General features: G+C 66.9%; 28 protein-coding genes. 8 read left to right on the top strand and 20 right to left on the bottom strand.

Translation table 11 applies throughout. The features are described from left to right. Positions 1-8: 8 nt before the first annotated feature. Positions 9-1,061 carry a glycosyltransferase family 4 protein gene (locus LJ725_RS13215; protein WP_230551132.1) on the bottom strand — a complete coding sequence of 351 codons (1,053 nt, stop codon included), beginning with the start codon at positions 1,059-1,061 and terminating at the stop codon, positions 9-11. A gap of 4 nt (positions 1,062-1,065) precedes the next feature. After that, positions 1,066-1,881 (bottom strand): UDP-2,3-diacylglucosamine diphosphatase, encoded by an 816-nt coding sequence (locus LJ725_RS13210; protein WP_230551131.1) that lies wholly within the window; start codon positions 1,879-1,881, stop codon positions 1,066-1,068. Between the two features lie 122 nt (positions 1,882-2,003). Between LJ725_RS13210 and LJ725_RS13205 the strand changes: the two genes are divergently transcribed. Then, complete coding sequence (locus LJ725_RS13205; RefSeq protein ID WP_230551130.1) at positions 2,004-2,930, top strand: diacylglycerol/lipid kinase family protein; 927 nt, start codon at positions 2,004-2,006, stop codon at positions 2,928-2,930. Positions 2,931-2,981: 51 nt separating this feature from the next. On the opposite strand, the gene LJ725_RS13200 is transcribed toward LJ725_RS13205, so the two are convergent. The 6 genes from LJ725_RS13200 to LJ725_RS13175 form a co-directional block, all read right to left on the bottom strand. Further along, positions 2,982-4,202 (bottom strand): lytic murein transglycosylase, encoded by a 1,221-nt coding sequence (locus LJ725_RS13200; RefSeq protein WP_230551129.1) that lies wholly within the window; start codon positions 4,200-4,202, stop codon positions 2,982-2,984. Between the two features lie 13 nt (positions 4,203-4,215). Then, positions 4,216-5,775 (bottom strand): metallopeptidase TldD-related protein, encoded by a 1,560-nt coding sequence (locus LJ725_RS13195; protein WP_268990641.1) that lies wholly within the window; start codon positions 5,773-5,775, stop codon positions 4,216-4,218. Positions 5,776-5,791: 16 nt separating this feature from the next. Further along, positions 5,792-6,061: a hypothetical protein gene (locus LJ725_RS13190; RefSeq protein WP_230551128.1), complete on the bottom strand. Its 270-nt coding sequence runs from the start codon at positions 6,059-6,061 to the stop codon at positions 5,792-5,794. A 22-nt stretch (positions 6,062-6,083) separates the two neighbouring features. Next, positions 6,084-6,326, bottom strand: coding sequence for a hypothetical protein (locus tag LJ725_RS13185; RefSeq protein WP_230551127.1), 243 nt, complete (start codon positions 6,324-6,326; stop codon positions 6,084-6,086). Positions 6,327-6,401: 75 nt separating this feature from the next. Beyond that, complete coding sequence (gene leuA / locus LJ725_RS13180) at positions 6,402-8,105, bottom strand: 2-isopropylmalate synthase (RefSeq protein WP_408015738.1); 1,704 nt, start codon at positions 8,103-8,105, stop codon at positions 6,402-6,404. Positions 8,106-8,534: 429 nt separating this feature from the next. Further along, positions 8,535-8,837 carry a hypothetical protein gene (locus LJ725_RS13175; RefSeq protein WP_230551126.1) on the bottom strand — a complete coding sequence of 101 codons (303 nt, stop codon included), beginning with the start codon at positions 8,835-8,837 and terminating at the stop codon, positions 8,535-8,537. Positions 8,838-8,958: 121 nt separating this feature from the next. On the opposite strand from LJ725_RS13175, the gene LJ725_RS13170 reads away from it, so the two are divergent. From LJ725_RS13170 to LJ725_RS13155, 4 genes are all read left to right on the top strand, one after another. After that, entirely contained in the window at positions 8,959-10,164 is a 1,206-nt protein-coding gene (locus LJ725_RS13170; RefSeq protein ID WP_230551125.1) for a CaiB/BaiF CoA transferase family protein, read from the top strand. A 41-nt stretch (positions 10,165-10,205) separates the two neighbouring features. Beyond that, on the top strand, positions 10,206-11,195 hold the full coding sequence (locus LJ725_RS13165; RefSeq protein WP_230551124.1) for a Bug family tripartite tricarboxylate transporter substrate binding protein: 990 nt from the start codon (positions 10,206-10,208) through the stop codon (positions 11,193-11,195). A gap of 139 nt (positions 11,196-11,334) precedes the next feature. After that, positions 11,335-12,327: a Bug family tripartite tricarboxylate transporter substrate binding protein gene (locus LJ725_RS13160; protein ID WP_230551123.1), complete on the top strand. Its 993-nt coding sequence runs from the start codon at positions 11,335-11,337 to the stop codon at positions 12,325-12,327. A gap of 191 nt (positions 12,328-12,518) precedes the next feature. Then, complete coding sequence (locus LJ725_RS13155; RefSeq protein ID WP_230551122.1) at positions 12,519-13,226, top strand: hypothetical protein; 708 nt, start codon at positions 12,519-12,521, stop codon at positions 13,224-13,226. A 60-nt stretch (positions 13,227-13,286) separates the two neighbouring features. Here LJ725_RS13155 and LJ725_RS13150 read toward each other — a convergent pair whose 3' ends face one another. Together LJ725_RS13150 and LJ725_RS13145 are read right to left on the bottom strand one after the other, a co-directional pair. Then, the gene (locus tag LJ725_RS13150) at positions 13,287-13,706 is read right to left on the bottom strand and encodes a DUF2852 domain-containing protein (RefSeq protein WP_230551121.1); all 420 of its coding nucleotides are present in this window, start codon (positions 13,704-13,706) and stop codon (positions 13,287-13,289) included. A 96-nt stretch (positions 13,707-13,802) separates the two neighbouring features. Beyond that, positions 13,803-14,441, bottom strand: a complete 639-nt coding sequence (locus LJ725_RS13145) for a TetR/AcrR family transcriptional regulator (protein ID WP_230551338.1) — start codon at positions 14,439-14,441, stop codon at positions 13,803-13,805. A gap of 337 nt (positions 14,442-14,778) precedes the next feature. Here LJ725_RS13145 and argC point away from each other — a divergent pair, with 337 nt between their 5' ends. Beyond that, positions 14,779-15,756, top strand: coding sequence for an N-acetyl-gamma-glutamyl-phosphate reductase (argC, locus tag LJ725_RS13140; protein WP_230551120.1), 978 nt, complete (start codon positions 14,779-14,781; stop codon positions 15,754-15,756). A 16-nt stretch (positions 15,757-15,772) separates the two neighbouring features. Here argC and LJ725_RS13135 read toward each other — a convergent pair whose 3' ends face one another. From LJ725_RS13135 to LJ725_RS13125, 3 genes are all read right to left on the bottom strand, one after another. Next, a complete protein-coding gene (locus LJ725_RS13135) occupies positions 15,773-17,194 on the bottom strand; it encodes an MATE family efflux transporter (RefSeq protein ID WP_230551119.1) in 1,422 nt (473 codons plus the stop codon). A gap of 161 nt (positions 17,195-17,355) precedes the next feature. Continuing rightward, positions 17,356-17,931 carry an HD domain-containing protein gene (locus tag LJ725_RS13130; protein WP_230551118.1) on the bottom strand — a complete coding sequence of 192 codons (576 nt, stop codon included), beginning with the start codon at positions 17,929-17,931 and terminating at the stop codon, positions 17,356-17,358. A 27-nt stretch (positions 17,932-17,958) separates the two neighbouring features. Then, a complete protein-coding gene (locus LJ725_RS13125) occupies positions 17,959-19,476 on the bottom strand; it encodes a UbiD family decarboxylase (RefSeq protein WP_230551117.1) in 1,518 nt (505 codons plus the stop codon). A 30-nt stretch (positions 19,477-19,506) separates the two neighbouring features. Between LJ725_RS13125 and LJ725_RS13120 the strand changes: the two genes are divergently transcribed. Continuing rightward, positions 19,507-20,229 (top strand): hypothetical protein, encoded by a 723-nt coding sequence (locus tag LJ725_RS13120; RefSeq protein WP_230551116.1) that lies wholly within the window; start codon positions 19,507-19,509, stop codon positions 20,227-20,229. A 45-nt stretch (positions 20,230-20,274) separates the two neighbouring features. Here LJ725_RS13120 and LJ725_RS13115 read toward each other — a convergent pair whose 3' ends face one another. The 7 genes from LJ725_RS13115 to ubiA all read right to left on the bottom strand — a co-directional run bounded on the left by LJ725_RS13115 (position 20,275) and on the right by ubiA (position 25,824). After that, entirely contained in the window at positions 20,275-20,934 is a 660-nt protein-coding gene (locus LJ725_RS13115; RefSeq protein WP_230551115.1) for a glutathione S-transferase family protein, read from the bottom strand. Positions 20,935-20,951: 17 nt separating this feature from the next. Next, a complete protein-coding gene (locus tag LJ725_RS13110; protein WP_230551114.1) occupies positions 20,952-21,836 on the bottom strand; it encodes an HpcH/HpaI aldolase/citrate lyase family protein in 885 nt (294 codons plus the stop codon). Positions 21,837-21,857: 21 nt separating this feature from the next. Beyond that, positions 21,858-22,325: a CreA family protein gene (locus tag LJ725_RS13105; RefSeq protein WP_230551113.1), complete on the bottom strand. Its 468-nt coding sequence runs from the start codon at positions 22,323-22,325 to the stop codon at positions 21,858-21,860. 1 nt (position 22,326) lies between these two features. Next, a complete protein-coding gene (locus tag LJ725_RS13100; RefSeq protein ID WP_230551112.1) occupies positions 22,327-23,229 on the bottom strand; it encodes a DMT family transporter in 903 nt (300 codons plus the stop codon). Between the two features lie 181 nt (positions 23,230-23,410). After that, positions 23,411-24,163, bottom strand: coding sequence for a hypothetical protein (locus tag LJ725_RS13095; protein ID WP_230551111.1), 753 nt, complete (start codon positions 24,161-24,163; stop codon positions 23,411-23,413). A 60-nt stretch (positions 24,164-24,223) separates the two neighbouring features. Further along, positions 24,224-24,895 (bottom strand): class I SAM-dependent methyltransferase, encoded by a 672-nt coding sequence (locus LJ725_RS13090; RefSeq protein WP_230551110.1) that lies wholly within the window; start codon positions 24,893-24,895, stop codon positions 24,224-24,226. 5 nt (positions 24,896-24,900) lie between these two features. Then, positions 24,901-25,824, bottom strand: a complete 924-nt coding sequence (ubiA, locus tag LJ725_RS13085; protein ID WP_230551109.1) for a 4-hydroxybenzoate octaprenyltransferase — start codon at positions 25,822-25,824, stop codon at positions 24,901-24,903. Between the two features lie 49 nt (positions 25,825-25,873). On the opposite strand from ubiA, the gene LJ725_RS13080 reads away from it, so the two are divergent. Next, positions 25,874-26,662: a 16S rRNA (uracil(1498)-N(3))-methyltransferase gene (locus LJ725_RS13080; RefSeq protein WP_230551108.1), complete on the top strand. Its 789-nt coding sequence runs from the start codon at positions 25,874-25,876 to the stop codon at positions 26,660-26,662. The last annotated feature ends 13 nt before the right edge of the window (positions 26,663-26,675 follow it).

Here is a 26,675-nt window from a genome sequence, read left to right as displayed (position 1 = left end):
GGTGGCTTTCAGGAGGCGGCGGCATCCGGGACGACCCGGCGGCGCAACGGTTGCCAGTGTTCGCGCGGAATGGGCTGCAGCGTGTCGAGGAACTGCCGTGCACATCGCTCCCAGGTGAAAGTCTCGGCATGACGGCGGCAATCCACCGCAGCGCGCGACACGGCGGCGAGGCAGGCAGTCCGCAGGTCTGGATCGATCGCGCCGACCTTCGGGTCGGTGACGACATCGAGTGATCCCGGCACGGGATAACCGGCGACCGGAACGCCCGAGGCCAGCGCCTCGACCATCACCAGGCCGAACGTGTCGGTGAGGCTGGGAAACACGAAACAGTCGGCCTGCGCGTAGCGGTAGGAAAGTTCCTCGGTGTCGACCGAGCCGAAGAAGTGGACGCCGGGATAGCGCTTCTGCAGCGACTTGAGTTGCGGGCCGCCGCCGACTACCCACTTGCTGCCCGGCAGGTCGAGATCGAGGAAGGCCCGGATGTTCTTTTCGATGGCGACGCGGCCGGCATAGAGCCAGATCGGTCGCGGCTCGCTGAATTCCTCGCGCGGCTGCGGGCGGAAGGCCGTGATGTCGACGCCGCGCGACCACGGCACCAGATTCCGGAAGCCGCGTGCCGCGAGTTCGTCGCGGATCGCCGGCGACACGACCAGCACGGCCGCCGACGGCGCATGGAAGCGGCGCACGAAGGCGTAGCTCCACGACAGCGGCGCGAAGATGCGCGCGCGGACATACTCGGGAAAGCGCGTGTGGTAGGCGGTCGTGAAGGGAATCCTTCGGCGCAGGCAGAAGGCGCGCGCCGCCCAGCCCAGCGGCCCTTCGGTCACGAGATGGATGGCGTCGGGCGCGAACAGCTTCAGCATGTGCCCGAGACGCGCCGAGGGAAACAGCGAGAGGCGGATCTCGGGATAGGTCGGACAGGGCAGGGTGCGGAAACGGTCGGGACCGAAGACCTCGACCTCGTGGCCCTCGGCGCGAAGGATGCGGGCCACCGTCTCCAGCGTCCGTACGACACCGTTGATCTGCGGCCGCCAGGCATCGGACACGATGGCGATGCGCATGCCGTTACTCCGCGGCGAGCTGGACGGGCGCGAAGGGGAGGCGCGAGGAACGACGCGCTACCACCTCGGCCCAGTGCACGATGCGCAGGCGGCCGTCGAAATCCTCGACCAGCGCGGTACAGCTTTCGACCCAGTCGCCGTCGTTGCAATAGAGGATGCCCTCGATGGTGCGCATCTCGGCGTGGTGGATGTGGCCGCACACCACGCCGTCGACGCCGCGCCGGCGGGCTTCGCTCGCGACCGCCTTCTCGTAGTCGGCGATGAACTGCACGGCGTTCTTCACGCGATGCTTCAGGAAGGCCGATAGCGACCAGTAAGGCAGGCCGAGCTTGCGTCGTCCCCAATTGAAGATCGTGTTCAGCCGCAGGGCGGCGGCGTAGGCCCAGTCGCCGAGGATGGCGAGCCAGCGGGCATAGCGCACGATGCCGTCGAACTGATCGCCATGGATCACCAGCAGCTTGCGCCCGTCCGGCATCTCGTGGATCGCCTCGTCCTGCACGCGCACGTCGCCGAAGGTGAGCTGGCAGTATTGCCGCGCCGCCTCGTCGTGGTTGCCGGGGATGTAGACGACGTTGGTACCCTTGCGGGCCTTGCGCATGATCTTCTGCACCACGTCGTTGTGGCTCTGCGGCCAGTACCACCAGCGCTTCAGGCGCCAGCCGTCGACGATGTCGCCCACCAGGTAGAGATGCTCGCTCTCGTTCCGCTTCAGGAAGTCGAGCAGCAGGTCGGCCTGGCAGCCGCGCGTGCCGAGATGGATGTCGGACAGGAAGATTGCCCGGTGACGCGCGGGCTGCGCGTTTCGCTCGTGAGGGCTCATGGAGGCACGGTCATGTGGAAAAGAACTGGACCGACACAAAATCTGTCGTGCGCGATTGCACGATACGCATTGGATTGTGTATGGGAGCCGTTGCGTGGAGGTGTCTCGGTTGTGACGTTTCGATGACATTCGCCCCATCGACGCATTCCGTACTGCTCATTCTCAATCCCGTCGCGGGACGGCGGCGGCGCGGGCTGGTCGATGCCGTGGTGCGCTGCGTGCGGGACTCGGGCTGGACGGTCGATGTCGTGGAGACCCAGGCGGCCGGCGATGCACGGCGGATGGCGGAAACCTGTGATGCCACGCGCTACGCTGTCGTCGCCGTGGCCGGTGGCGACGGCACGATCAACGAGGTGGTGAACGGTCTCGCCGCTCGCGCCCGTACCGCGCCGCCGCTCGCGCTGGTACCGCTCGGAACTGCCAACGTACTGGCCCATGAACTGGGTCTCGGTTCCGGCGCCGCGTCACTGGCCGAGGCGATGATGGCCGGCCGGGAGGTGCTGATGCATCCGGGGCTGGCGATCGACGCCGACGGGCCACGCTGTTTCTCGCTGATGGCCGGTGCGGGGTTCGACGCCAAGGTCGTGGCGGGCGTCACCGCGCCGCTGAAGCGCCGCTGGGGCAAGGGCGCCTATGTGTGGCGCTCGCTGGTCGAGGCGCGGCGCTACCGGCCGGTGCGCTATGCCGTCGACATCGACGGCAAGCGCTACGAGGCCGCGTCGGTGATCGTGACGCACGCGCGTCACTATGCCGGTCCTTACGTCGTTGCACCGGAGGCGTCCCTCGACGGGACGCTGCTGCACGTCTGCCTGTTCGAGCGCTGGGGCTGGATCCATGCGCTGCGCTTCGGAGCCGCTCTCGTGACCGGCCTGCTGCCCGTCACGTCGGGCTATCGTGTGGCCTCGGGCCATGCGGTCAGGATCTCGGTCCTGAACGATGCCGGCGAAAGCCGTCGCCAGCCCGTCCAGATCGACGGCGACGATGCTCTCACCCTGCCGGTATCGATCGGCGTTTCGAGCGAGACCGTGCGGCTGCTGCGCCCACAGTAAACTCTTCTCCTCCCGCGTCGTACGGGGGGAGGAACGGTTAGGCCAGAGCCGCTACCGCACCGCCTGGAGGCGGCGGATCGATTCCTGCGTGGGGTGGCCGTCGGCGGGCAGGGCCTGCTGCTGCTGGAACAGGCGCAGCGCGGAGCGGGTCTTGGGGCCGAGCAGGCCGTCGGCCTCGTCCTTGTAGAGGCCGAGCCTCGCCAGCCGGTTCTGCATGTCGATGACGGTGTCGCGCGAGATCGGCGCATCGTCGGCTGGCGCCTGCTGCTGGACCGGCGGGCCGCCCGCGATCTGGCGGGCAAGGATGCCGACCGAGAGCGCATAGAGCGTCGAGCGGTTCCAGTTCATCACCGCCTTGAAGTTCGGATAGATGATGAAGGCGGGGCCACGAAAGCCGGCGGGCAGCAGGATCGAGGCGGAGTCGTCGACCGCCGGCAGCGCGCCGCCGTTCATCTTCTTCACGCCCATCGCCGCCCAGGCCTTCACCGGCTTTTCGACCGTGGTGTCGGCCTGGTCGAGCGGGAAGTTGGCCGGCAGCATGACTTCCTCGCTCGACGGAAGACCCGGCTTGAAGCCGATGCCGCGCAGGAAGTTCGCGGCCGAGGCGAAGGCGTCGGGCAGGCTGTTCCAGATGTCGATCTTCCCGTTGCCGTCGCGATCGACCGCCCATCGGGTGAAGGTCGACGGCATGAACTGCATGTTGCCCATGGCGCCGGCCCACGAGCCGCGCATCTGGTCGCTGGTCATGTGGTTGTTGTTGAGGATGCGCAGCGCCTGCACGGTTTCGTTGCTGAAGAAATCCCGTCGCTTGGTCATGCAGGCGAGCGTCGCCACCGAGCGCACGACGCGGAAGTCGCCCATGTAGGTGCCGTAGTTGGTCTCGATGCCCCAGAAGGCCATCAGGTATTGCGGCGGCACGCCGTACTCGGCCTGCAGCTGGTCGAGCAGCGCGCGATGCTGCGCCATCTTCTGCTGGCCCTTCTGGATGCGGTCGAGCGACACGGTGCCGCCGACATACTTCGCGTAGGTCAGCGAGAATTCGGGCTGGCGGTTGTCGAGGTCCACGACCTTCTGGTCGGGCGTGAGTCCCTGGAAGGCACGGTCGATGACCGAAGCGGGCACGCCCTGCTTCAGCGCGTCGGCCTTGATGTTGTTCAGGCAGTCGCGGAAGCCGCCATCCTGGGCGTGTGCGGGGCCGGCCGCGAGAAACGCGGTGCCGCAGAGAAGCGCCGTCGTTGCGGCGAGAATTCGTGCGTGGGGCATGAGGGTCATGCCCGGCACTTTATCACGAGCCGGCGACAGTCAGCCCTTCAATTCTCACGGTCGGCGCGTTGGTCGAGCTCTTGAATTCGAGATCGTTCGCCGCCGTCATATTGAGGAACATGTCCTTCAGGTTCCCCGCGACCGTGATGCCGCTCACCGGCCAGGCGAGCTTGCCGTTCTCGATCCAGAATCCCGAGGCGCCGCGGCTATAGTCGCCGGTCACGCCGTTGACGCCGAAGCCGATCATGTCGGTGATGTAGAGTCCGCTCTTGATGTCGCCGATCAGCTCGTCGACCGAGAGCTTGCCCTTCTCGAGATAAAAGTTCGAGGTGGTGGGCGAGGGCGGGCCCGAGACGCCGCGCGAGGCATGCCCCGTGGGCTTCAGGTTGAGCTGGCGCGCGGCCGCGAGGTCGAGCAGCCAGGTGGTGAGCACGCCGTCGTCGATCACCGCGCGGCGCGACGTGGCCAGTCCCTCGGCGTCGAACGGCCGGCTGCCCAGCCCGCGCTTGCGCAGCGGATTGTCGAGGATGCGAATGCCCTCGGCGAACACACGCTCGCCCATCTTGTCCTTGAGGAACGAGGTGCCGCGCGCCACGGCACGGCCGTTTATGGCGCCGGCGAGGTGGCCAACCAGCCCGCCCGAGACGCGGCGATCGTAGACCACCGGCACGCGCGCGCTCTGCGCCTTGCGGGGATTGAGGCGGCGCACCACGAACTTCCCGGCATTGCGGCCGACCTTGGCGGGCGACATCAGGTCTTCGAGATGGACCGCGCTGGTCCATTCGTAGTCGCGCTCCATGCCGGTTCCCTCGCCGCCCAGCACCGAGCACGAGAGCGAGAAACCGCTGCGGCGATAGCCGCCGGTAAAGCCGTTGCTCGCGGCCAGCATCACCGAGGTGCGGCCCCAGCCGGCCTCGGCGCCTTCCGAGTTGGTGACGCCCTTCACCGCGCGCGCCGCGTCCTCGGCCTCGCCTGCCATGGCGAGCAGCTTCTTCGCGGAGGGGCGCGTCCGGTCGTCGAGATCGAGATCGGGCCACGAGCGGGCCAGCAGCTCCTCGGGCGCGAGGCCGCAGGTCGGGTCCTCGGGAACGGCGCGCGCCATGTCGACGGCGCGGCTCGCCAGTTCCCGCAGCGAGGCGGGATCGAAATCCGTCGAGGAGACGAACGCCTGGCGCCTGCCGACGAAGACGCGCAGGCCGAGATCGCGGCCCTCGCTGCTCTCGAGCTTCTCGCGTTTGCCCAGCCGCTGCGCCACCGAGATCGACTCGCCGTTGACGTAGAGTGCGTCGGCCGAATCGGCGCCGAAGCCCTTCGCCCACTTCAGCAGGTCGGACAGGAGATTGACGTCGATGGCGCCACCGGGGTGAGCATTGCGCGCGACCTTCGATACGGCCTTGGCGACGGGCTTGCGGGCCACCTTGGGTGCCGGACGCGCGGCCGGCTGCCGAGCAGCCTTTGCCGCTTTCTTCGGCGCTGCCATCTTCACCACTTTCTTCGTGGCGGGTTTGGCCGACTTGCCTGCCGGCTTCTTCGGGGAGGATTTCGCGGACGTTTTGGGGGCGGTCTTTTTCGCTTTGGCCATGGCTCCGTTCTACGCGCTAACGGCCCGTGTCGTCGAGATAGTAGGAAAAGAACAGCACGCCCGTTGCCGCGATGCCGAGCGTCCAGAACAAGGCACGCACCATGTCGGCGAGCATCGTCTGGTCGGGCCACAGACGGGCCACGGCCTCGGCGCCGAACTGGTATCCCAGCAGGCCGATCATCGTGCCCAGCATGAGCGAGAGGGCGGCGTTCCAGACATGGCGAACGCCGCGCCGTATCGCGCCCTCCTGACGCCGCAGGGCGGCGCTGGGTTCGGGTGGCAGCATGATGCGCCCTCGCTCCTGCGGACTAGTCGCCGGCGTAGTTGATGCCGGCCTCGGTCTCGCTGATCGCGGCGTTGACCAGGTTGATGGCGCGTTCGCGATGTCCGCCCTTGTTGGGGCGTGCCTGGATGAGTTCGGCGCGGGCGGCCTGCAGCGAGCTGAGGGCGGCCTGCATGTTGGGCTGGTTGGCGCCGGCGGCACAGGCGCCGATGACGGCACCGACGACGAGGCTGACGGCGGAAATCTTCACGGACGAATTGATCTTCATCGCTGGCTCCAAACGAAAACGGGCGGGGAGAGCCCCGCCCGTGATGCTAATCGTTCGCAGGCCCGTCGGGCAGGCCTATTTCGCGGCCGCGGCCCGGTTTGCCGCCGAGGTCACGGCCTTGAGAGACGCGGCGACGATGTTCGAGTCCATGCCGACGCCCCACAGGACCTTGCCGTTGGCCGTCTCGGCCTCAATGAAGCTCACGGCCTGGGCGTCGGAACCGGCGCCCGTGGCGTGCTGGTGATAGTCGCGGACCCGGATCTGGATGCCGCAATTCTTGCCCAGCGCATCGACATAGCCCGCGATCGGGCCGTTGCCGCGGCCCGAGATGGTGGCCGGCTTGCCGTTGAAGGTCACCTTGGCATCGAGAAGACGCACATCGGGATGGGCCGGATCGGGCACCGTGGTGTGGCTGTCGAACTCGACCGGCGAGGTGTTCTCGAGATACTCCTTGCGGAACGTGTCCCAGATCAGCGCCGGCTGTATCTCCTTGCCGGTCTCGTCGGCGATCTGCTGGATGCGCTTGGAGAACTCGACCTGCAGCAGGCGCGGCATGTCGATGCCGTAGTCGCTCTTCAGGATGTAGGCGATGCCGCCCTTGCCCGACTGGCTGTTGATCCGGATGATCGCCTCGTAGCTGCGGCCGAGATCCGCCGGGTCGATCGGCAGGTAGGGCACTTCCCAGACCTTGCTGTTCGACGCCTCGAGCGCCTTGAAGCCCTTGTTGATGGCGTCCTGGTGCGAGCCCGAGAAGGCGGTGAACACCAGGTCGCCGCCATAGGGATGGCGCGGATGGACGGGCAGCTGGTTGCAGTACTCCACGGTCTGGCGGATCTCGTTGATGTTCGAGAAGTCGATCTCGGGATCGACGCCCTGCGTGAACATGTTGAGGCCCAGCGTGACCAGGTCGACGTTGCCGGTGCGCTCGCCGTTGCCGAACAGGCAGCCCTCGATACGGTCGGCGCCAGCCATGTAGCCGAGCTCGGCCGCCGCCACGCCGGTGCCGCGGTCGTTGTGCGGATGCAGGCTGAGGATGATCGACTCGCGATTCTTAAAGTTGCGGTGGCACCACTCGATCTGGTCGGCATAGACGTTGGCCGACGACATCTCGACCGTGGCCGGCAGGTTGAAGATCATCTTCTTCTGCGGCGTCGGCTGGTAGACGTCGGCCACGGCGGCGCAGATGTCGCGCGCGAACTCGAGCTCGGTGCCGGTGAAGCTCTCGGGCGAGTACTCGAACACCCATTTGGTCTTCGGGTCGGCGTCGGCCAGCTGCTTGACCAGCTTCGCGCCCGACACGGCGATGTCGATGATGCCGGCATAGTCGAGGCCGAACACGACGCGGCGCTGCAGGGTCGAGGTCGAATTGTAGAGATGGACGATGACGCGCTTCGCACCGCGGCAGGCCTCGAAGGTACGCTCGATCAACTCGGGCCGGCTCTGCGTCAGCACCTGGATGGTGACGTCGTCGGGGATCATCTTCTTCTCGATGAGCTCGCGCACGAAGTCGAAGTCGGTCTCCGACGCAGCCGGGAAGCCGACCTCGATCTCCTTGAAGCCCATCTCGCAGAGCAGCTTGAACATGCGCGTCTTGCGGTCGGAATCCATCGGCTCGATCAGCGCCTGGTTGCCGTCGCGCAGGTCGACCGCGCACCAGATCGGCGGCTTGGTGATGACGGCGTTCGGCCACTTGCGGTCGGGCAGCGGCACGGGCTTGAAGGGCACGTACTTCTCGGCCGCGATCGGCATCATGGGCTTCTGGCGATTATGGGATGACATGACGTAGCTCCTCGCGCCGCGCACGGCCGTATGGCTCAAACGAACACTGCGATGGATGAAGGGGAGGCGGCGACTGGTTGGGAAAGAACAGGGACGAACGACAAGCGATCCGCAGGGCCCTTCCGGTTGTCCCGGTCGGGCGGCGGATCAGCCAATAAGTCGTAGCGTCGTCAGTCGCAGCATGTTGGGCGCGACAATCGTTGATTTGCCCGCCGGCGTCAACCCGCTGAATCCGCGCCGTTCCGCGGAGAACCTTCCTCCCCTTGGCGGATCCCGCCAAGGGGAGGTGGCGGCATCATGGCCGACGGAGGGCTTGAGGACTGGAGGAGGTCTCGCAGTGCGCGACGAGACCAGCAATGACCTGCAGGTGCTCGCCCTCCGGCTGCCACTACGCCGACACCTCCCCGATGCGGGGAGGTACGAGTGCGATCAGCGCAACGGAACGTCGATGCCGATGCTGAGGTTGCCGCCCCGCGGGTAGGCGGGACCATAGACAGGCGCGTAGGCGACGGGCGGGGCATAGACCGGGGCGGGGTAGACCACCACGGGACGCGGCGCGTAGTAGACCGGACGCGGGGGCTGCACGACGATGACTTCACCATCGTAGTAGTGATGGTGATGCTTGTGGCCGCGGCCCTTCTTCCAGTCGCCGGCCACGGCGGCGGAGGCCGTGAGCATCACGGCGCCCGCCATCACGAGCGAACCGGCCAGACGCAGAACCTCGAAAGTCATTTTGTGCACTCCTTTGCTGCAGGGTGAAACGCCTGCAGGAGAGTGATGTTGCCAGCGAATTGCTCCTCGGACGGTGACCAACTTGTGGTAAGCCGGATTCACAAGCGGGAGGAAAATCTACATGGCAGGTCCGTTGGACGGCGTTCGCATCCTCGATTGCACGACGGTCGTGCTGGGTCCGTGGGCGGCGCAGCAATTGGGCGATCTCGGGGCGGACGTCATCAAGATCGAGCCGCCCGAGGGCGATACGACGCGCGTGCTGGGACCGGCGCGCAATCCCGGCATGGCTGCCTTCTATCTCGGCTGCAATCGTTCGAAGCGCTCGATTGTGCTCGACCTCAAACAGGAGGCCGGCCGCCAGGCGCTCTTCAAGCTGGCCGAGACCGCCGACGTCATCATGCACAACTACCGGCCCGAGCCCGCCAAGCGCCTCGGCGTCGAGTACGAGAAGTTCGAGAAGATCAACCCGCGCATCGTCTATCTCGCGACCTACGGCTATCGCGCCGCCGGCCCGATGGGATCGAAGGCCGCGTACGACGACATCATCCAGGCTGGGTCCGGGCTCGCCGCGCTGCAGACCGTCGTTGCCGGACAGCCGCGCTTCCTGCCGACCATCGTCGCCGACAAGACCAGTTCCAACGGCGTCGTCTCGGCGCTGCTGGCGGCCCTGTTCGCGCGGGAGCGCACCGGCAAGGGCCAGTCGGTCGAAGTGCCGATGTACGAGACGCTTGTATCCTTCGTCATGGTCGAGCATCTCTACGGCGAGACCTTTAAGCCCGCGCTCGACACGGCGGGCTACAAGCGCGTCCTCAACAAGGAACGTCGTCCCTATCCGTCGAAGGACGGCTACTTCGCGCTGCTGCCCTACACCGACAACCACTGGCGCGAGTTCTGCACCTTGGTGGGCCGCGAGGACCTCGCGAAGGACGAGCGCTTCCAGGGCATGGCCAACCGGCTGAAGAACGTCGAGCAGTACTATGCGACGCTGGCCGGCCTCTGCGCCGAGCGCACCAATGCCGAGTGGGTGGAACTGCTCAAGAACTCCAACGTGCCGCACGGGCCGGTGAACACGCTCGAGGACCTGTTCGTCGATCCGCAGCTCGAGGCGACCGGCTTCTGGAAGGACGTCGATCACCCGACCGAGGGCAAACTGCGCATGCCCGACATCCCGCCGCGCTTCAGCAAGACCCCGGCGGAGGTGACGCGCCTGCAGCCGCGGCTGGGCGAGCACAGCGTCGAGGTCCTGACGGAGGCCGGCTTTACGCAGGCCGAGATCGACGCCATGCTGAAGTCGGGCGCGACCCGGACGGCCACCACCAACAAATAGGCCGTTCCGACAACGAGTCGCCGCCCGAGGGGGAGGCGACCATGATCGTGCGGCCAACGCGGCGGGACCTGCTGCGCTACGGATCGCTGTCGGCGCTGGCGGCTTCATTGCCCGCGCCGGCCATCGCGCAGGCTTGGCCGGCAAAGCCGATCAGGATCGTCTGCACCTATCCGGCCGGCGGGCTCACCGACATCTTCGCACGGGCCTATGGCGAGTATGTCGCCGAGAAAACCGGCCAGCCGGTGATCGTCGAGAACAAGGCGGGCGCGGCCGGCGCGATCGGTGCGGAGATCGTCAAGCAGGCGCCGCCCGACGGCTATACGCTGATGTTCACCAATTCGACGACGATGGTGCAGAACAAGGCGCTGTTCAAAAAGCTGCCCTACGATCCCGACAAGGACTTCGCCCTCGTCGCCTGGTTCAACACCGGCCACCTGCCGACCATGGTGAACAAGGACATCCCGGTGAAGAACGTCGCGGAGTTCGCGGCCTGGGCGCAGGGCAAGAAGGTCTCGCTCGCCACCTACGGCATCGGCTCCTTCGCGCACATCGTCACCGAGACTCTGAACCGGCACTACGGGCTCAAGATGGAGGCCGTCCACTATCGCGGCGAATCGGCGATGTGGCAGGACGTGGCGTCCGGCGCCGTTCAGGGCGCCACCGGCAGCTACGCCTCGGGCGCGGCGGTGCTGCAGGCGGGCAGCGTCAAGCCGATCGCTGTGCCGACGATGGTGCGCATGAAGAAGCTGCCCGACGTTCCGACCTTCTACGAGCAGGGACTGACCGAGAAGGCGTTCCAGATCCGCGGCTGGGTCGGTTGCGCCACGCCCGCCGGCACGCCGCCGGAAGTGGTGCAGAAACTGTCGGCGCTGATGGTCGAGGCCGGCAAGACCGAGCGCGTGCAGAAGATCAACGACACCTTCGCCATCGACGAGGGCGCGCGCGATGCGACCTACTTCCGCCAGGTGCTCGACCAGGAAGGGCCGGTATCGATCGAGGTCCTGAAGAGCCTGAACATCGAGCCGCAATAGGCGCTGCCCACGACGCGAGCCTGGTCCCTCGAGCCGGACCGGGCTTTACGCAGTGCGAAATGGCGGCCATGCTCCCGGGCAGGCGCGACCTGACGGTTCGACCGTCGCATAAAAATACCGCGCCACAGGGAGGCAATCGATGATCGTGCGTGCGTCGCGACGTGATGTGCTGCGTTATGGTTCCGCCGCTGCCGCCGCGGCGGCCCTGCCGGCTCCTGCCATCGGACAGGCCGCCTGGCCCAACAAGCCGATCCGGATCATCTGCGGGTATCCGGCCGGCGGTCTGACCGACACCTTTGCCCGCGTCTACGGCGAATACATCTCCCAGAAGACCGGCCAGCCGGTCTCGGTCGAGAACAAGACCGGTGCCAGCGGCGCGATCGCGGCCGAGCAGGTCAAGGCGGCAGCGCCCGACGGCTACACGCTCATGTGGACCATCTCCACGACGCTGATCATGAACAAGGTGCTGTTCAAGAAGCTGCCCTACGATCCCGACAAGGACTTCGTGTTGATCTCGTGGATGGACGCAGGCCATCTGCCGCTGATCGTGAACAGCAAGCTGCCGGTGAAGAACCTTGCCGAACTGGCCGACTATGCGCGCGCCAACAAGACGAGCCTCGGCACCTACGGCGCGGGTTCCTACAGCCACGTCGCGGTCGAGGCGCTGAACCGTCACTACAAGCTCGGCATGGAGGCCGTGCATTATCGCGGCGAGGCGCCGATGTGGCAGGATGTCGGCTCGGGGGCGGTGCAGGGCGGCAGCGGCAGCGTCGCGGCTGCCTCTGGCGTGCTGCAGGCGGGCAATGGCCGCCCGATCGCCGTGCCGACCAAGGCACGGATGAAGAAGCTGCCAGACGTGCCCACCTTCTACGAGCAGGGGGTGACGGACAAGGCGTTCCAGATCCAGGGATGGATCGGGCTGGTCGGGCCCGCCGGCATGCCCAAGGAGATCGTACAGAAGCTTTCCGACATGATGGTCGAGGGCGGCAAGAGCGAGCGAATCCAGAAGATTCTCGAGACCTTCGGTATCGACAATGCGGCGCGCGACCACGTGTTCTTCGAGAAGATCGTTGCCGAAGAAGGCCCGGTGTGGATCGAACTGGTGAAGGGCCTCAATCTCGAGCCGCAATAGCGGTTGCCTCGTCCCTCATCCACGACTTGCGCGCTGCTCGCGCAAGTTGTTTCACGGCGCACCGTGCCGCAGGTCGAGATTTCTGCGCGGATTCTTCGCTTTGCGATTGCCTCTCTGCACGTCCGGATTGTACTTGTAGGGCGACTGCAAATGTCGCGGTCGGCTTTGGTGCGAAGGGGAACCGGTCCTTCATGGCCCTCGACGTGTATGTCGGGTCGCTTACGCGTTACTACGCGGGTGCCTGGGAAAACCCGATGGAAAAGGCGGCGCGCGAACGGGGTTCGCCGCGGCCGGTGCAACCGTCCGGACAGGCTCAGGCCGTGACGTCCCTCGCGCGGATCCGCCCGCAGGTTCTGGCATGGCGAGCGAGGCTGGCCACGGCCCTCGGCAAGCGTATCGAAGTACCGCTGGATTGGGACGAAACCGACTCAGCGCCCTGGTTTGCCGATCGGCCGGGCTGGGATGGTTTCGGAGCCCTGGTCCTCTGGGCTGCCTATGCCGAGCATCCTGCGTTGCGCGTGCCGCAGACCCTGCCGGAAGAGTGGGATCAGAACGACATCGCCCTGACGCGCTCCACGGCGGTGGGATTCAAGTCTCGCTACTCGCATCTCGTCCGCGACGTCGAGATGTGGCTACCGGTCTCGTTCGAGATCACGTTCGAAGGCGAGGATGTCGGCGGGCGCCGCCTCATGATGGGATCGGTGGCGACCCTTCGGCGACAGCTCAACGACCTGAATGCCGCAACCTGGAAGGCCGCTGCCGCCGAGGTCGAGGCGTGGGGACGGGCGCGGCCGGAGGGCGGCGGACTGGAGGAAAGCGCGCGCTACGCCTTCGCGCTGTTCTGCAAGCTGGCGCGGCTGGCCGAAGCCGAGCGCCTGCCGATGAAACTCGATCACTGAAACGAAAACGCCCGCGGTCGAGCCGCGGGCGTTCCGCCGAACAGGCCTTGTCCGTAGCGATCAGGCGGCGGTCGGCGCCGGCGGTTCGTTCGCCGGGCGATTGCGCCGGTCGGCCATGAACTGGTCGAACTCGGCGCGATCCTTGGCGGCGCGCAGCTTGTCGAGAAAGTCGCGGAACTCGCGCTGCTCCTGGTCGAGCCGGTTCAGCGTCTCCTCGCGATACTCGTCGAAGGCGACGTTGCCGCTGCTGCTGTGGCGTCCCCAGCCATGGCGGCGCTTCCAGCCGCGGAACTCCTCACGGCAGGAGCGCCCGTCGGGCATGTTCCACTGGCCATATCGCTTCGAGCAAAACATGCGTCCACTCCCTTTGAGATAGATGAGAAGGGCCAGCCCGACCGGCCAGAAGAGGATGAAGCTCAGCACCATGAGGGCGATCCACGCCGGCTTGCCGAGGTCGTCTATTTTTTCGATCAGGCCCATGTGGGAGCCCCCTTTTGATGATGTTAACGATGTGAATGTTAACGACATTTACATTGGGGTCGGCGACCCGGGGAGTCAAGGGCCCGGCCCAAACTTTCAGCGTGGACAGGGAAAACCCAGTCCCTGCAGGTAGATCAGCACTTCGGACTCGAGAAGTTCCTCGGCCGACATGGGCACGGGCCGCCGGCCGGCGTCGCCGCGGCCGAACAGCGAGGCGATCCCGTGCGACATCGACCAGATGTGCAGGCTCATCATCAGCGCCGGAGGCCGCTTGGCGGCGGGCAGCAGGGTCACCAGCTGGTCGGCCGCGGCGCGCAGCACGGTGAAGGCCCGATCCGATGCGGCGCGCAGGTCGGGATTGGCATCGGCGGAAATGCCCGATTCGAACATGGCGGCGTAGTAGGCGGGCTCGGCGCGCGCGAAAGCGAGGTAGGCCCTGCCGATATTGTGGAAGGCCGTCACCGGATCCGGCTTTCCGTTCGCCCAGCCGGTCGACAGCATGGCGGCGAAGCGCTCGAACCCCTCGCGCGCCACGTCGGCCATCAGCGCATCGCGGTCGCGGAAATGACGATAGGGCGCGGCCGGGCTGACGCCGGCGGAGCGCGCCGCGTCGGCGAAGGTGAAGCCTGCCGGCCCTTTTTCCTTGATGAGCTCGCGGGCAGCCTTGATCAGCGCCTCGCGCAGGCTGCCGTGGTGGTACTTCCGCTCCTCACGGTCGTTGCGCTTCCAGCTCATGTTAACGGACTTTACATTAAAGGCGGCCATCGCAACATCGCCATCGGCCGCGTCCACCGGCCGGTCGGTCGACGGACAATCCGCTTGACGATCGGGGGCGGCCGAAACAGTGTCCGGGCCCATGCTCAGGAACGAAATCCTCTTCGACCGACGCCGACGTCGCTGCACCCCGCGGCGGCCGTTCTGGCTGCGCGTCGATCGGCGTCCCTCCGCATGGTGAGGGCCTCATCGTAGGCCCTGCCCGCAGGAGCGGACCCACGGTCCCGCGTTCCTGAACCCCCGCAGCCCCCGGCTCCGGGGGTTTTCTTTTGCCTCAACCACACAGGACAACATCGTCATGAGCATTCGGGTCGGCATTGTCGGCATCAGCGGGTTCGGCGGCGGCGAGGCGATGCGCCTCGTGGCGGGCCACCCGTCGTTCGAACTGGTCTATGCGGCGGGCGAGGGCAGCGCCGGAAGCCGTCTGATCGACCGCTTCCCGGGCGTGCCGGCCAAACTGGCCGACGTCGTGATCGAGAAGTGGGATCCGTCGGCCCTGCCGAAACTGGACGTGCTGTTCGCGTCGTTGCCGACAGGCGCCTCGGCCGAGGCGCTGGCGCGTGTGCCCAAGGACGTGAAGATCGTCGATATCGGCGGCGACCACCGCTACGTCGAGGGTTGGTCCTACGGCCTGGCCGACGTCTGGCCGGACGAGATCAAGGGAAAGAGCCGTGTCGCCAATCCCGGTTGTTTCCCTGCCTCGGTGCTGACCGCGCTGGCGCCGCTGCTGGCCGGCAAGCTGATCGAGCCCGCCAACATCGTGATCGACGCCAAGACCGGCATTTCCGGTGCAGGCCGTGGCGGCAACGACAGCCGGTTCGGTTACGCCGAGAGCAACGAGAACCTGGTGCCCTACGGATTGCTGAAGCACACGCACATGCCCGAGATGGCCAGCACGATCGAGCGCCTCGGCGGCGGCAGCGCGGCCGGTCTGGTGTTCACGCCGCACCTCGTGCCGATGACCCGCGGCGTCCTCGCCACGATCTATTGTCGCGGCCGGACCACCACGGAGCAGTGCCTGGACGCCGCCCGGCGCTTCTATGCCGGGCGCGCGTTCGTCCGCGTGACTGACACGCCGCCGCAGACCAAGTGGGCGACCGGCTCGAACCTCGCCTTCGTGAGCTATGCCGCCGATCCCGAACGCAATCTCGTGATCGCGATGGGCGTGGTCGACAATCTCGGCAAGGGGGCCGCCGGCCAGGCGGTGCAGAATGCCAACCTGATCTGCGGTCTGCCGGAAACGGCGGGACTGGACGGGTCGCCGGTCTGGCCGTGAAGACGATGCGCCCGACCTAGCGCGAGACCTCGCCGACGAGGATGTCCTCGGTCACCTTGCCGGCGATCTCCTCCTCGGGCTCGATCAGGCGCTTCTTCTTCCAGTCACCCTTTGCGTAGAGGCAGAGGGTGATCAGCGCCGTCACGACATTGGCGATGGGCAGGGCCCACCAGATGCCCTGCTCGTGCAGGTCGGTGTGCTTGGAGAGCACGTAGGCGAGCGGAAACTGCACCACCCATTGCGAGACCAGCGTCAGCACCATGGTCAGCACCATGTTGCCCGAGGCGCGGAACACGCCGGTGAGTGCGAACTGCAGGCCGAGGAAACCCCAGGCCAGCGACATGATGCGCAGGAAGCCGGCGCCGGCTGCGATCACCGCGGCATCGCCGGGCACGAAGAACGCGACGAGCTGCGGCGCGAAGAGGAACACGAGGATCCCGAATAAGGAGAGACTCGCGAAGCCCAGCATCCCGCCCAGCCGTCCGATTCGCGCCGCCCGCTCGATGTTGCCCGCGCCGATGTTCTGGCCGACCAGTGTCGAGATCGCCATCGACAGGCCCATGGCCGGCACCATCACGACCTGCAGCACGTTGGAGCCGACGCCATAGGCCGCCAGCGTCAGCGTGCCGAAGCTCGCGATCAGGAACGTCATCACCATCAGGCCCAGCGCCCGGGCCGACAGTTCGATCGAGGCGGGCAAGCCGAGGAAGAAGGCGCGCTTGATGTAGCCGAAGTCGGGGATGAAATCGCGGCGTCGCACATGGATGCCGTGCAGGCCGAGCCGCAGGACGGCGACGCCGACGATCGCCGCGATCGCCTGCGTGAACAGCGTGGCCATCGCCGCGCCCATCACGCCGTACCCGGGCACCGGTCCCCAGCCGAAGATCAGTAGCGGGTCGAGGACGAAATTGAGGAACACCGTGCCCAGCACGATGTAGACCGGCAGCGTCGGCCTGCCGATGCCGCGCATGATCGACTGGAAGACGAAGAACGTGAAGTTGAAGACGATGCCGACGAACGACACGCGCATGAAGCCCAGCGCGCCGGGATAGACCTCGGGCGCCACGCCCATCAGCCGCAACAGCGCAGGGGCCGAGAAATAGCCGATCGTGCCCAGCACCAGCGAGGCCAGGACGACCATCAGCAGCGTCTGGCCCGCGACATGCGCCACCATCGTCTCGTTGCGGGCACCGACATACTGCGCGATCAGCGTGGAGCCCGCGAGCGACAGGCCCGAGCCGATGGCGAAGGTGAGGAATAGGACGGGGAAACTGATCGACACGGCCGCCACCGCCGCGCCGCCCAGCCGCCCAACCCAGAAGGCATCGATGATCTGGTAGGCCGATTGCAGCACGTTCGCCGCCACGATGGGCACGGCGAGCGTCAGGAGCGACCGGAGGATCGGCCCTTCGAGGAGTTTGTTGCTGGGGGGAGGCACGCGGGACCCTTGAGCGCGAAATGAGGTTTTCTGCGGGCCTCAACGCTCGAAAGCGTGCGGGGCTCCTCTCAGCGGCCGTGCAGTCAGCCGGGCCGCTGTAAACCTTCGGCGATGGCGGGACCGTCCGGCCCCGCGCCGCTTCGCCCTCCGTGCGCCGCGCGCTACGCCTTGTTGAAGATCGCGGTATAGACCGACGCCTGCTTCGGTGACTTGAGCACCTCGTCGATCAGCGGGCGAAACGTCTCGATCGGAAGATTCGGATAGTCCTTGTCGAAGGACGGGCTGTCGTACTTTTCGCAGAACTCGACGGTGTCGTCGTAGTACGGGCTGTCCCTGTACTGGTCGCGCGCGTTCCGGTCGAGGCCGAGCTTGCCCCAGAAGTAGTAGCCCTGGAACACGCCATGGCGCTGGACGATGAAGTAATGCCGGTCGTCGATGAAGGGCCGCAGCATCTCGGCGACCACCTCGGCGTGATTGTAGGGGGCCAGCGTATCGCCGATGTCGTGGAACAGGGCGCAGACGACATACTCGGCGCTGCGCTTGTCGTTGAAGGCGCGGGTCGCGGCCTGGATGCAATGGTCGTAGCGGTCGATCGGAAAGCCGCCGAAGTCGCCTTTCAGCAGGCTCAGATGCGCGATCAGGTGATCGCCGACCTTGCTGGCGATGTCGGCCTGGCCCTTGGCGATGGCCTTGAGGTCATCGACCGAAGCGTTCTCGAGATTCTTGAAGTCGTCCATCCGGGTAACCCTCGCTGTGGCTCCCCGTTAACGCCAGATCTTCCTTCCCGATCCCGGCAGGCCCAGGTTTTTCCACATCGCGTCGACCTTCTCGATCACCGCGTCGTCCATGCGGATCTGCCGGCCCCATTCGCGGTTGCTCTCGCCCGGGAACTTGTCGGTGGCATCGAGGCCGATCTTGGAGCCGAGGCCCGACACCGGACTCGCGAAGTCGAGATAGTCGATCGGCGTGTTCTCGATCACCGTGATGTCGCGCGCCGGGTCCATGCGGGTCGACAGCGCCCACATCACGTCCTTCCAGTTGCGCGCGTCGATGTCGGCGTCCACCACGATCACCCACTTGGTGTACATGAACTGCCGCAGGTAGCTCCAAACGCCCATCATCACGCGCTTGGCGTGACCCGCGTAGGCCTTCTTCATCGACACGACGGCGATGCGGTAGGAACAGCCTTCCGGCGGCAGCCAGAAGTCGACGACCTCGGGGAACTGCTGCTGGAAGAGGGGGATGAACACCTCGTTCAGCGCCTCGCCCAGCACCGAGGGCTCGTCGGGCGGCCGGCCGGTGAAGGTCGAGAGGTAGATCGGCTTGCGCCGCATCGTGATGGCGCTGATCGTGAAGACCGGGAACTGCTCGACGCTGTTGTAGTAGCCGGTGTGGTCGCCGTAGGGACCCTCATCGCCGTAATCGTCGAGGCTGACATGGCCTTCGAGCACGATCTCGGCCTCGGCGGGCACCTTGAGCGGCACGGTCTTGCAGGCGACCAGCTCGGCCTTCCGGCCGCGCAGCAGGCCCGCGAACTGATACTCCGACAGCGTGTCGGGCACCGGCGTCACGGCGGCGAGGATGGTGCCGGGATCGGCGCCGATCACCACCGCGGCCGGCAGCGGCTCGCGCTTGCCCGACTTCTGCCAGCGCTGGTGATGCTGCGCGCCGCCGCGATGCTTCAGCCAGCGCATCAGCGTCGTGTTCCGTCCCGTCACCTGCAGGCGATAGATGCCGAGGTTGAAACTGTCCTGCTTGTCGCCCTTCGGGTTCGGGCCCTGCGTCACCACCAGCGGCCAGGTGATGAGCGGCGCCGGCTCGCCCGGCCAGCAGGTCTGGATCGGCAGCTTCGCGAGGTCGATATCGTCGCCGGTGAGCACGATCTCCTGGCAGGGCGCCGAACTCACCGTCTTCGGCTTCATCGCCATGACGGTGCGCACCATCGGCAGCATCTCGAGCGCCTCGCGCCAGCCGCCCGGCGGCTCGGGCTGGCGCAGGAAGGCCAGCGTCTCGCCCACGGCGCGCAACTGGCCGGGTTCGCGGTCCATGCCCCAGGCCACCCGCTCGACCGTGCCGAACAGGTTGACCAGCACCGGGATGTCGGAGCGCGTACCGTCGGGGCGCACGACGTTCTCGAACAGCACCGCCGGACCCTGCTCGGCCAGCAGGCGGGTCTGGATCTCGGTCATCTCGAGATGCGGCGAAACCGGCGCGGTGACGCGCACGAGACGGCCGCTCTTCTCCAGACGGTCGATGAAGTCGCGAAGCGAGGCGTATGGCATGCTAGGGACGTCGTTTAGAGGGGCCGACCGATGAGATCAAACGACATTCCGGCGGAGTTCGAGGACCTGTTGAGCCGCGCCGGCCGGCGCGTACTGGCGGGCACCCATCCGCTGTGCGGCGCGCTGGCCAATCCGCGCACGCGTTTCCTCAGCTCGGAGGACCTGCTCGACCGTGCCAGGATCGCGCGCGTTCGACGCACGCTGGAGGCCGAGCTGTTGGATACCCTCGAGCCGATCGAGAAGCCGATTCCCCCCGATACGATCTTTGGGATGACGCAGGATTACGGCGAGCTGCTGCCCAAGAGCAGCCGCGCCCGCACCATCTACTTCGAGAGCCGCCGCGAACCCGGCGTGAAGGCCGCCGAACGGATCGGCCTCGCGCGCATGATGCGATCGGAGAGTTACCGAGCCTTCGCCGAGGCGCTGGCGGGACGCCGACTCAAGGGGGGCTGGGGGCTCCAGGTGCTGCGCTACGGGCCGGGCGACTATGCCGGCCCGCACAACGACCACCATCCGGAGAACGATGCTGCCAAGGGCGGGTACATCGACCTGCATCTCAGCCTGTGCGGCCCTGGCGTCGAACACCAGTGGCTGGTCTACAGCCGCGCCGGCCATTTCAGCGAGATCGTGTCGGTGGCAGGCCCCGCCACCGTGACGGCCTACCGGCTGCCGTTCTGGCACTACACGACGCCGCTGGTCGGCACGCCAAAGGCCGGCCGCTGGGTGCTGCTGGGGACGTTTCTGTATCGGTGACTTTCATGTTTCCTCTCCCCCTATCGGGGGAGAGGAGTGTGACTCTCAATCCCGGTCCGGGGCGCCCAGCGGGAAGAGGGGGCGGAACTGTCTCGCCTCCTCGACGCAGCGCGCGAAGGAGGGGCGTTCCAGCAGGCGCGTGCGATAGGCGCGGAGCACAGGATACGATTCCGGGATCCGGTGCACCCAGTCGGCATAGAACAGCGACGGCGCCGCCGCGCAGTCGGCCATCGTGAAGGCATCGCCGGCAGCCCAGGTGCGGCCGGCGAGTTCGCCGTCCAGCCAGGCGTAGGCGAGTTCAAGCTTCGCGATGGACTCGTCGTGCCCTTCCTTGCGCTTCACCGGGTCGCCGGTCAGCGCGCCGTTCACCGCGATCTGCATCATGTTCATCACATGCAGGTCGAAGAACCGGTCGAGGAAGCGCACGTCGAGCGCCGCCATCGGATCGTCGGGAATGAGCCGCAGCGGGCCGGGATGAGCAAGCTGCAGGTACTCGATGATGATGCTGGTTTCGACGACCGTGCGATCGCCATCGATAAGCAGCGGAAACTTTCGCAGCGGCCAGCGCTTCAGCCATGCGCCGACATTGCCCGGCTCGTCCTGGCCCAGCGCGCGGAACTCGAACGGCGTACCGTTCTCGTAGAGCGCCATCAGCACCTTCTGGGTGTAGGAGGAGAAGAGATGGCCGTAGAGCGCGAGCGACATGTGCGGTCGTTCCCCGTTCAGCCCGATTTCTTCCACGACGCCGCGCGGGCGAGCAGGCGCTCGGCGCGGATGACGATGGGCAGGTCGACCATGCTGCCCTCGAAGGCCACCGCGCCTTCGCCATTGGCCTTGGCGACCTCGAAGGCAGCGAGCAGGCGGCGCGCGCGGTCGATCTCGGCGTCGGAGGCGCCGTATTCCTCGTTGATGATCGGCACGTGCGCGGGATGGATGCAGGAGGCCGTGGTGAAGCCCAGTTCCCGGCCGCGCTTCAGCCCGGCGCGATAGGAATCGAGATCGTCGATCTTGGCGAGCTGGCCCATCGAGCCCATCGGCAGGATGCCGGCGGCGCGGCAGGCGGCCAGCCCCTGCATGGCGAAGACGTACATGCTGTCGGCCGAGGGCGTGGCGCCCATGTCGGTCGCGAAATCCTCGCCGCCGACCGACATGCCCGCCATGCGCGGCTCGGCGGCGATGGCGAAGAGATTCGGCAGCGCGGCCACGGTCTCGATCAGCACCAGGAAGCGCGTATGGCCGATCTCCATGCCGAGCTGCCGCTCGCGCTCGGTCACCAGCTCGGCCAGCAGGCGGACATGCTCGGGTCCCATCACCTTGGGCAGCATCAGGGCCGACACGCCGGGCATCACGGCGGCTTCGATGTCCGGCACGGCCAGTTCGAGCGGCCGGTTGATGCGCACCACGACGTCGGCACCGTTCTGGGAGACGCGCGGTACCGCGGCGGCGATGGCGGCGCGCGCTTCGGCTTTCTTGGATGGAATGATCGAATCCTCGAGATCGAGGATCAGCGCGTCGGCACCGCGCGTGTGCGCCTTGGCGATGAAGCGTTCGGCCAGCACGGGCACGAACATCAGCGAGCGCCAGTTGGGCGGGGGGCGGCTTGTCATTTCAGAGATCTCCGGAAGAAGTCAGCGCAGGCCGACGGGCACGACGCTGATCGAGTTCTGCGGGCTGCCCTCGATCACGCGGTCGGTATAGGTGAGGTAGATCAGCGCGCGGCGCTTGGGGTCGTAGAAGCGCACGACCTGGGTGGTCTTGAAGATCAGCGAGGCGCGTTCGCTGAACACTTCGTGCGGGCTCTTCAGCTTCTCGGCCTTCTCGGCATCGACCGGGCCGACCTGGTGGCAGGAGATCGAGGCGTAGGGCGGATCCTCCGCCAGGCCGACCATGCCCTTGAGGCCGCCGGTGCGGGCGCGCGCCAGGTAGCAGGTGATGCCGGCGAGGTCGGGATCGTCGAAGGCCTCGACCACGATCTTGTCGTTGGGCCCCAGCCACTTGAAGCGGTAGCCGACGGAGCCGATCTCCTCGGCCGCGGCGGGAAGTGCCACAGGCAGCGCCACGAGCAGGGCGAGGGCGGCGAGGAAAAGGCGGGTCATCTCAGGCTCCTTTGGCAGGGCGGGTCGCGAGGAACAAGCCGGGCAGCACCAGCATGGTTCCCATCAGATGATACCATTGCGGCGTTTCGCCAAGGGTCAGCCAGGCGAGGACGCCGACATAGAGCGGCCCGAGATACATCGACACGCTGGTGACCGACGGACCGAGCTCGCGCACGCAATAGCCGAAGGCGCCGTAGGCGCCGACGCCCGGGATGATCGCAAGCACCAGGAAGGCGGCCCAGGTGCGCCAGTCGGCGAGGTCGGGCGCCTGCCAGAACAGCGCCTCGCCGATCGTGAACGGCAGCAGCACGATCGCGCCCGCGAAGGAGATGGCGCAGAGCCGCGTCAGCGGATCGAGGGCGCTCGGCCGCGCCTTCAGCAGCACCGAGTAGAGTCCCCAGCAGGCCGAGGCAGCTGCGATCCAGAGATCGCCTTCGGTGAAGCGCACCGACAGGAGGTTCTCGATCCGGCCCTTGGCGAACACCGCGGCGACACCCGCGAGGCAGAGCACGATGCCCGCGATGCGGCCCGGCGTGAGGCGCTCGCGATAAAGGAGACGGCCCAGCGCCACCACCAGGATCGGCGAGGCGGCATAGATCAGGCCGATGTTGAGCGCCGGCACGGAGCGCGCGCCGATATAGACCCAGGCGCCGCAGATCCACATGCCGAGCGCGCCCAGCAGCAGCAGGTCGGGCCATTCGCGTACGAGGGCATGGCGGTGGCGCACGAGGCGGGGCCAGACGAACGGCAGCAGCAGCAGCGCGACGAAGAACCAGCGTCCCAGCGCCAGCGCGTTCGGCGGCACGAACGTGGCGTAGCGCGCGCCCAGCATGTTCACGGAGAACATCGCCGGCGTCAGCAGCAGCAGCGTCCAGGCGATGCGACGGCGGGTGAAGAACGACACGGTGTGGTTCTAGCACGACGCCGCCGGCACCGAGGAAGGGTCCCTCGCTTCGCTCGGGATGACACCGTTGGGGTATTGGCGTTGTGCGCCCCCGATATGGCGCACCTCGTTCAAATCGAAAAAGATGTCATCCCGAGCGAAGCGAGGGACCCTTGGGCGGTGCCAGCAACCGGCAACCGTCTCAGGCGGGGCGCAGGCCCTCGGGCGGCGGGACGCCGCCGGCATCCTTGATCGCCTGCTTGTAGTTCTTCTCGGAGTTGAACGGCTCGACCTTGGGAAAGTCCTTCGACTTGCCGGGGCGGATCTCGCCGGTCGAGGGCGTCACGATCAGCAGTTCGCCCTTGCGGCCGAGCAGCGGAATCTCCCGCTTCCAGCGCGAGTAGACGCGACGCGCCGAGGCCGAGAAGTCGACATAGGTGTCGAACTCGCTCTTGTCCTTGATGAACAGCGCCTCGTAGGTGGCGATGAATTCCTCGACGAACGTGCGGTCGACGATCTCGAGGTGGGACATCATCCAGCAGCGGTCCTCGAACACCCAGTAGGTGCCGATGCCGACGAATTCCTTCTTGCGCGTCAGGTAGGGATAGAAGGGGAAGCCGCGGCAGGCGATCGTGCGGTTGTCGCGCTCACAGAAGCGCGCGCCCTTGCAGTGGATCGCCATGCAGTCGGGCGTGAGTTCCTCGACGATCTTCTTGGTGGCGTAGTCGTAGGGCTTGAACTTCGACCACAGGTCGGTGCGGGTCTTGAGCAGGTCCCATTCGACCTTGTGCACCACCGGCACCGCATTCTGCGTCGAGCAGCAGACCGGCTCGCCGTCGTTGAGCGGCGCGCACTTGCGGCCGCAGTCGAAGCGCGAGACCGGGGCATTGAAGCCCTCGTAGAGGCTCGCGAAATCGGCAGGCTTTATCTTTGATTTCTGAACGGCAGGGGGCATTCCTTAGCTGTACCCCGAGTTGTCTGTGAAAGAACAGTGACGGAATTATAACACCCGGAGTCATGAAACCGGCAGCACCCGCCACACCACGGTCTCGCGCATCCCTCGGTTTTCGAGCTGGAGGGTGGTCGGGATCTCGTAGCGACCCCGCTCCTCGAGGCCCTGGGCACTGAAATAGTTGCGGCCCGGGTCGCCCAGCAGCACCAGCCGGCCCTTTTCGGCATGGCTGCGCAGCCAGGCCAGCGCCTGGACCGACATTTCCCGCTCGTAACAGACGTCGCCCGCGATCACCACGTCGGCCTCGGGGCTTCCGGGCGCCCCGGCCAGCCAGTCCTCGCCGCTCGTCTCGATCGACAGGCCGTTGGCCGAGGCGTTGAGGCTCGCCGCGATCAGCGAGAGCCTGTCGATGTCGTTGGCCACCACCGACGCCGCGCCGCAGCGCGCCGCCGCCATCGAGGAGACGCCCGAGCCGGCGGCGAAGTCGATCACGCGCTTGCCGGCCACCAGCGAGGGATTGTCCAGCAGGTAGCGCGCGATGGCCTGGCCGCCCGGCCAGCAGAACGCCCAATAGGGGGGATCGACGTTCTGCTCCTCGAGCCACGCCTCGGTCGCCTGCCAGATCGGCACGTATTCGCTGGCAAGCCACAGCCTGAATTCGGGCACCATGGCAGGCGCCTCGAGCGCGGTGTTGGTGCGGATGAAATTCTCGGGGTCCTTGGGAAGTCTCGCCATGAACCTCAGTACAGCCTGTCGGCGACGAGCGCAGCCAGCATCAGCCAGCCGACTGCCCGGTTCGACTTGAAGCGCATCAGGCAGTCGGCCGGGTCGTGCGGCTTCAGCAGGGCGATCTGCCACACGAAGTGCGCGGCGATGCAGGCCAGCAGGACGAAGTAGCCCGGTCCCAGCAGCGCCAGCAGCCCGGTTGCCGTCCACAGCACGAGCGCCAGCACGGCGAAGAAGGTGAGCCAGCGGCGCGGGGCGGCGGCAAAGCGGCGCGCCGTCGACTTGACGCCGACCACGGCATCGTCGCGCTGGTCCTGCATGGCGTAGATCGTGTCGTAGACCATCGTCCAGGCGACGCCGCCGAGATAGAGCGCGACGGTGGCCCAGGAGAGCGTCGAGGTCACGGCGGCATAGCCCACCAGCGCGCCCCAGTTGAAGGCGAAGCCCAGCACGACCTGCGGCCACGACGTGATCTTCTTCATCGCCGGGTAGACGGCGACCAGCAGCAGCGAGAGCAGCGCCACGCCGCCCGCGAACTTGTTGAGCTTGAACAGGACGGCGGCGCCCACCGCGCTCTGCAGCGCCATCCAGATCAGCGCATGGTGCAGTTTCAGCTCGCCCGACGGCAGCGGCCGCCCGCGCGTGCGCTCGACGCCGGCATCTACCTTGCGGTCGAGGATGTCGTTCCAGGTGCAGCCCGCGCCGCGCATGGCGATGGCGCCCACCGCGAACAGCGCCATGTAGCCTGCCAGCTGGGCCCAGTGCGGCGCGGCGGCCAGCGCCGAGGACCACCAGCAGGGAAACAGCAGCAGCCAGATGCCGATCGGCCGGTCCCAGCGTGCCAGACGCCCGTAGGGCCGCGCCCAGGGCGGCAGATAGCGCAGCGTCCAGTGCGTGGTGTCGATGTCGGTGAAGCCGGTTGTCCGGGCGGTGGTCATGGCGTCATCATGCAGCGATGCGCGTCAATGATCCATCGAAGGAACCTTCATGAGTGCCGCACGCCTCTTCGTCGAGGCCGATCTGGCGGCCGGCGGCGAAGTCCCGCTCGACGAGGCCCAGGTCCATTACCTGCGCCATGTGATGCGCCGGCCGGACGGCGCGCCGCTGCTGCTGTTCAACGGGCGCGACGGCGAATGGCGCGGAACGCTGTCGGCGCGCGGCAAGAAGGCGGCCGTGGCGGAACTCGGCGAGCGGACGCGCGCGCAGGCGCCCGAGCCTGACGTGTGGCTCTGCTTCGCGCCGGTCAAGCGGGCGCGCATCGACTACATCGCCGAGAAGGCCACCGAACTGGGGGCCTCCGTGTTGCAGCCGGTGGTGACGCACCATACGGCGGTGGACCGGGTCAACGTCGGCCGCCTGCGTGCCAACGCGATCGAAGCGGCGGAGCAGACCGAGCGGCTGACCGTGCCGGAGGTGCGTGATTCGGTCGATCTCGCGAGGCTGCTCGAGAGCTGGCCTGAGGGCCGGCGGTTGATGATGTGCGACGAAACCGGCGGCGGCCAGCCGATCACGGAGGCGCTGCTGCAGCTCGATGACGCCGCGCGGGCCGCGCCCTGGGCGATCGTGATCGGGCCCGAAGGGGGCTTTGCCGAGGTCGAACTCCAGGCGCTGCGTCGCATAAAGGATGTAACGTCGGTGGGCCTCGGTCCGCGCATCCTTCGGGCCGACACGGCGGCGCTGGCAGCGCTGGCATGCTGGCAGGCGCTGTTGGGCGACTGGCGGCGTCCGACACCCCGTCTCAGCGGCGATTATCGCACATCAAAGGTTACCCTCTGAGCGCTTGCGCAGG

Source organism: Reyranella aquatilis, assembly GCF_020880995.1.
In the GTDB taxonomy this organism is placed as follows: domain Bacteria; phylum Pseudomonadota; class Alphaproteobacteria; order Reyranellales; family Reyranellaceae; genus Reyranella; species Reyranella aquatilis.
Note: the sequence above shows the minus strand (reverse complement) of the source record. Positions and strands in the feature narration are given on the sequence as shown.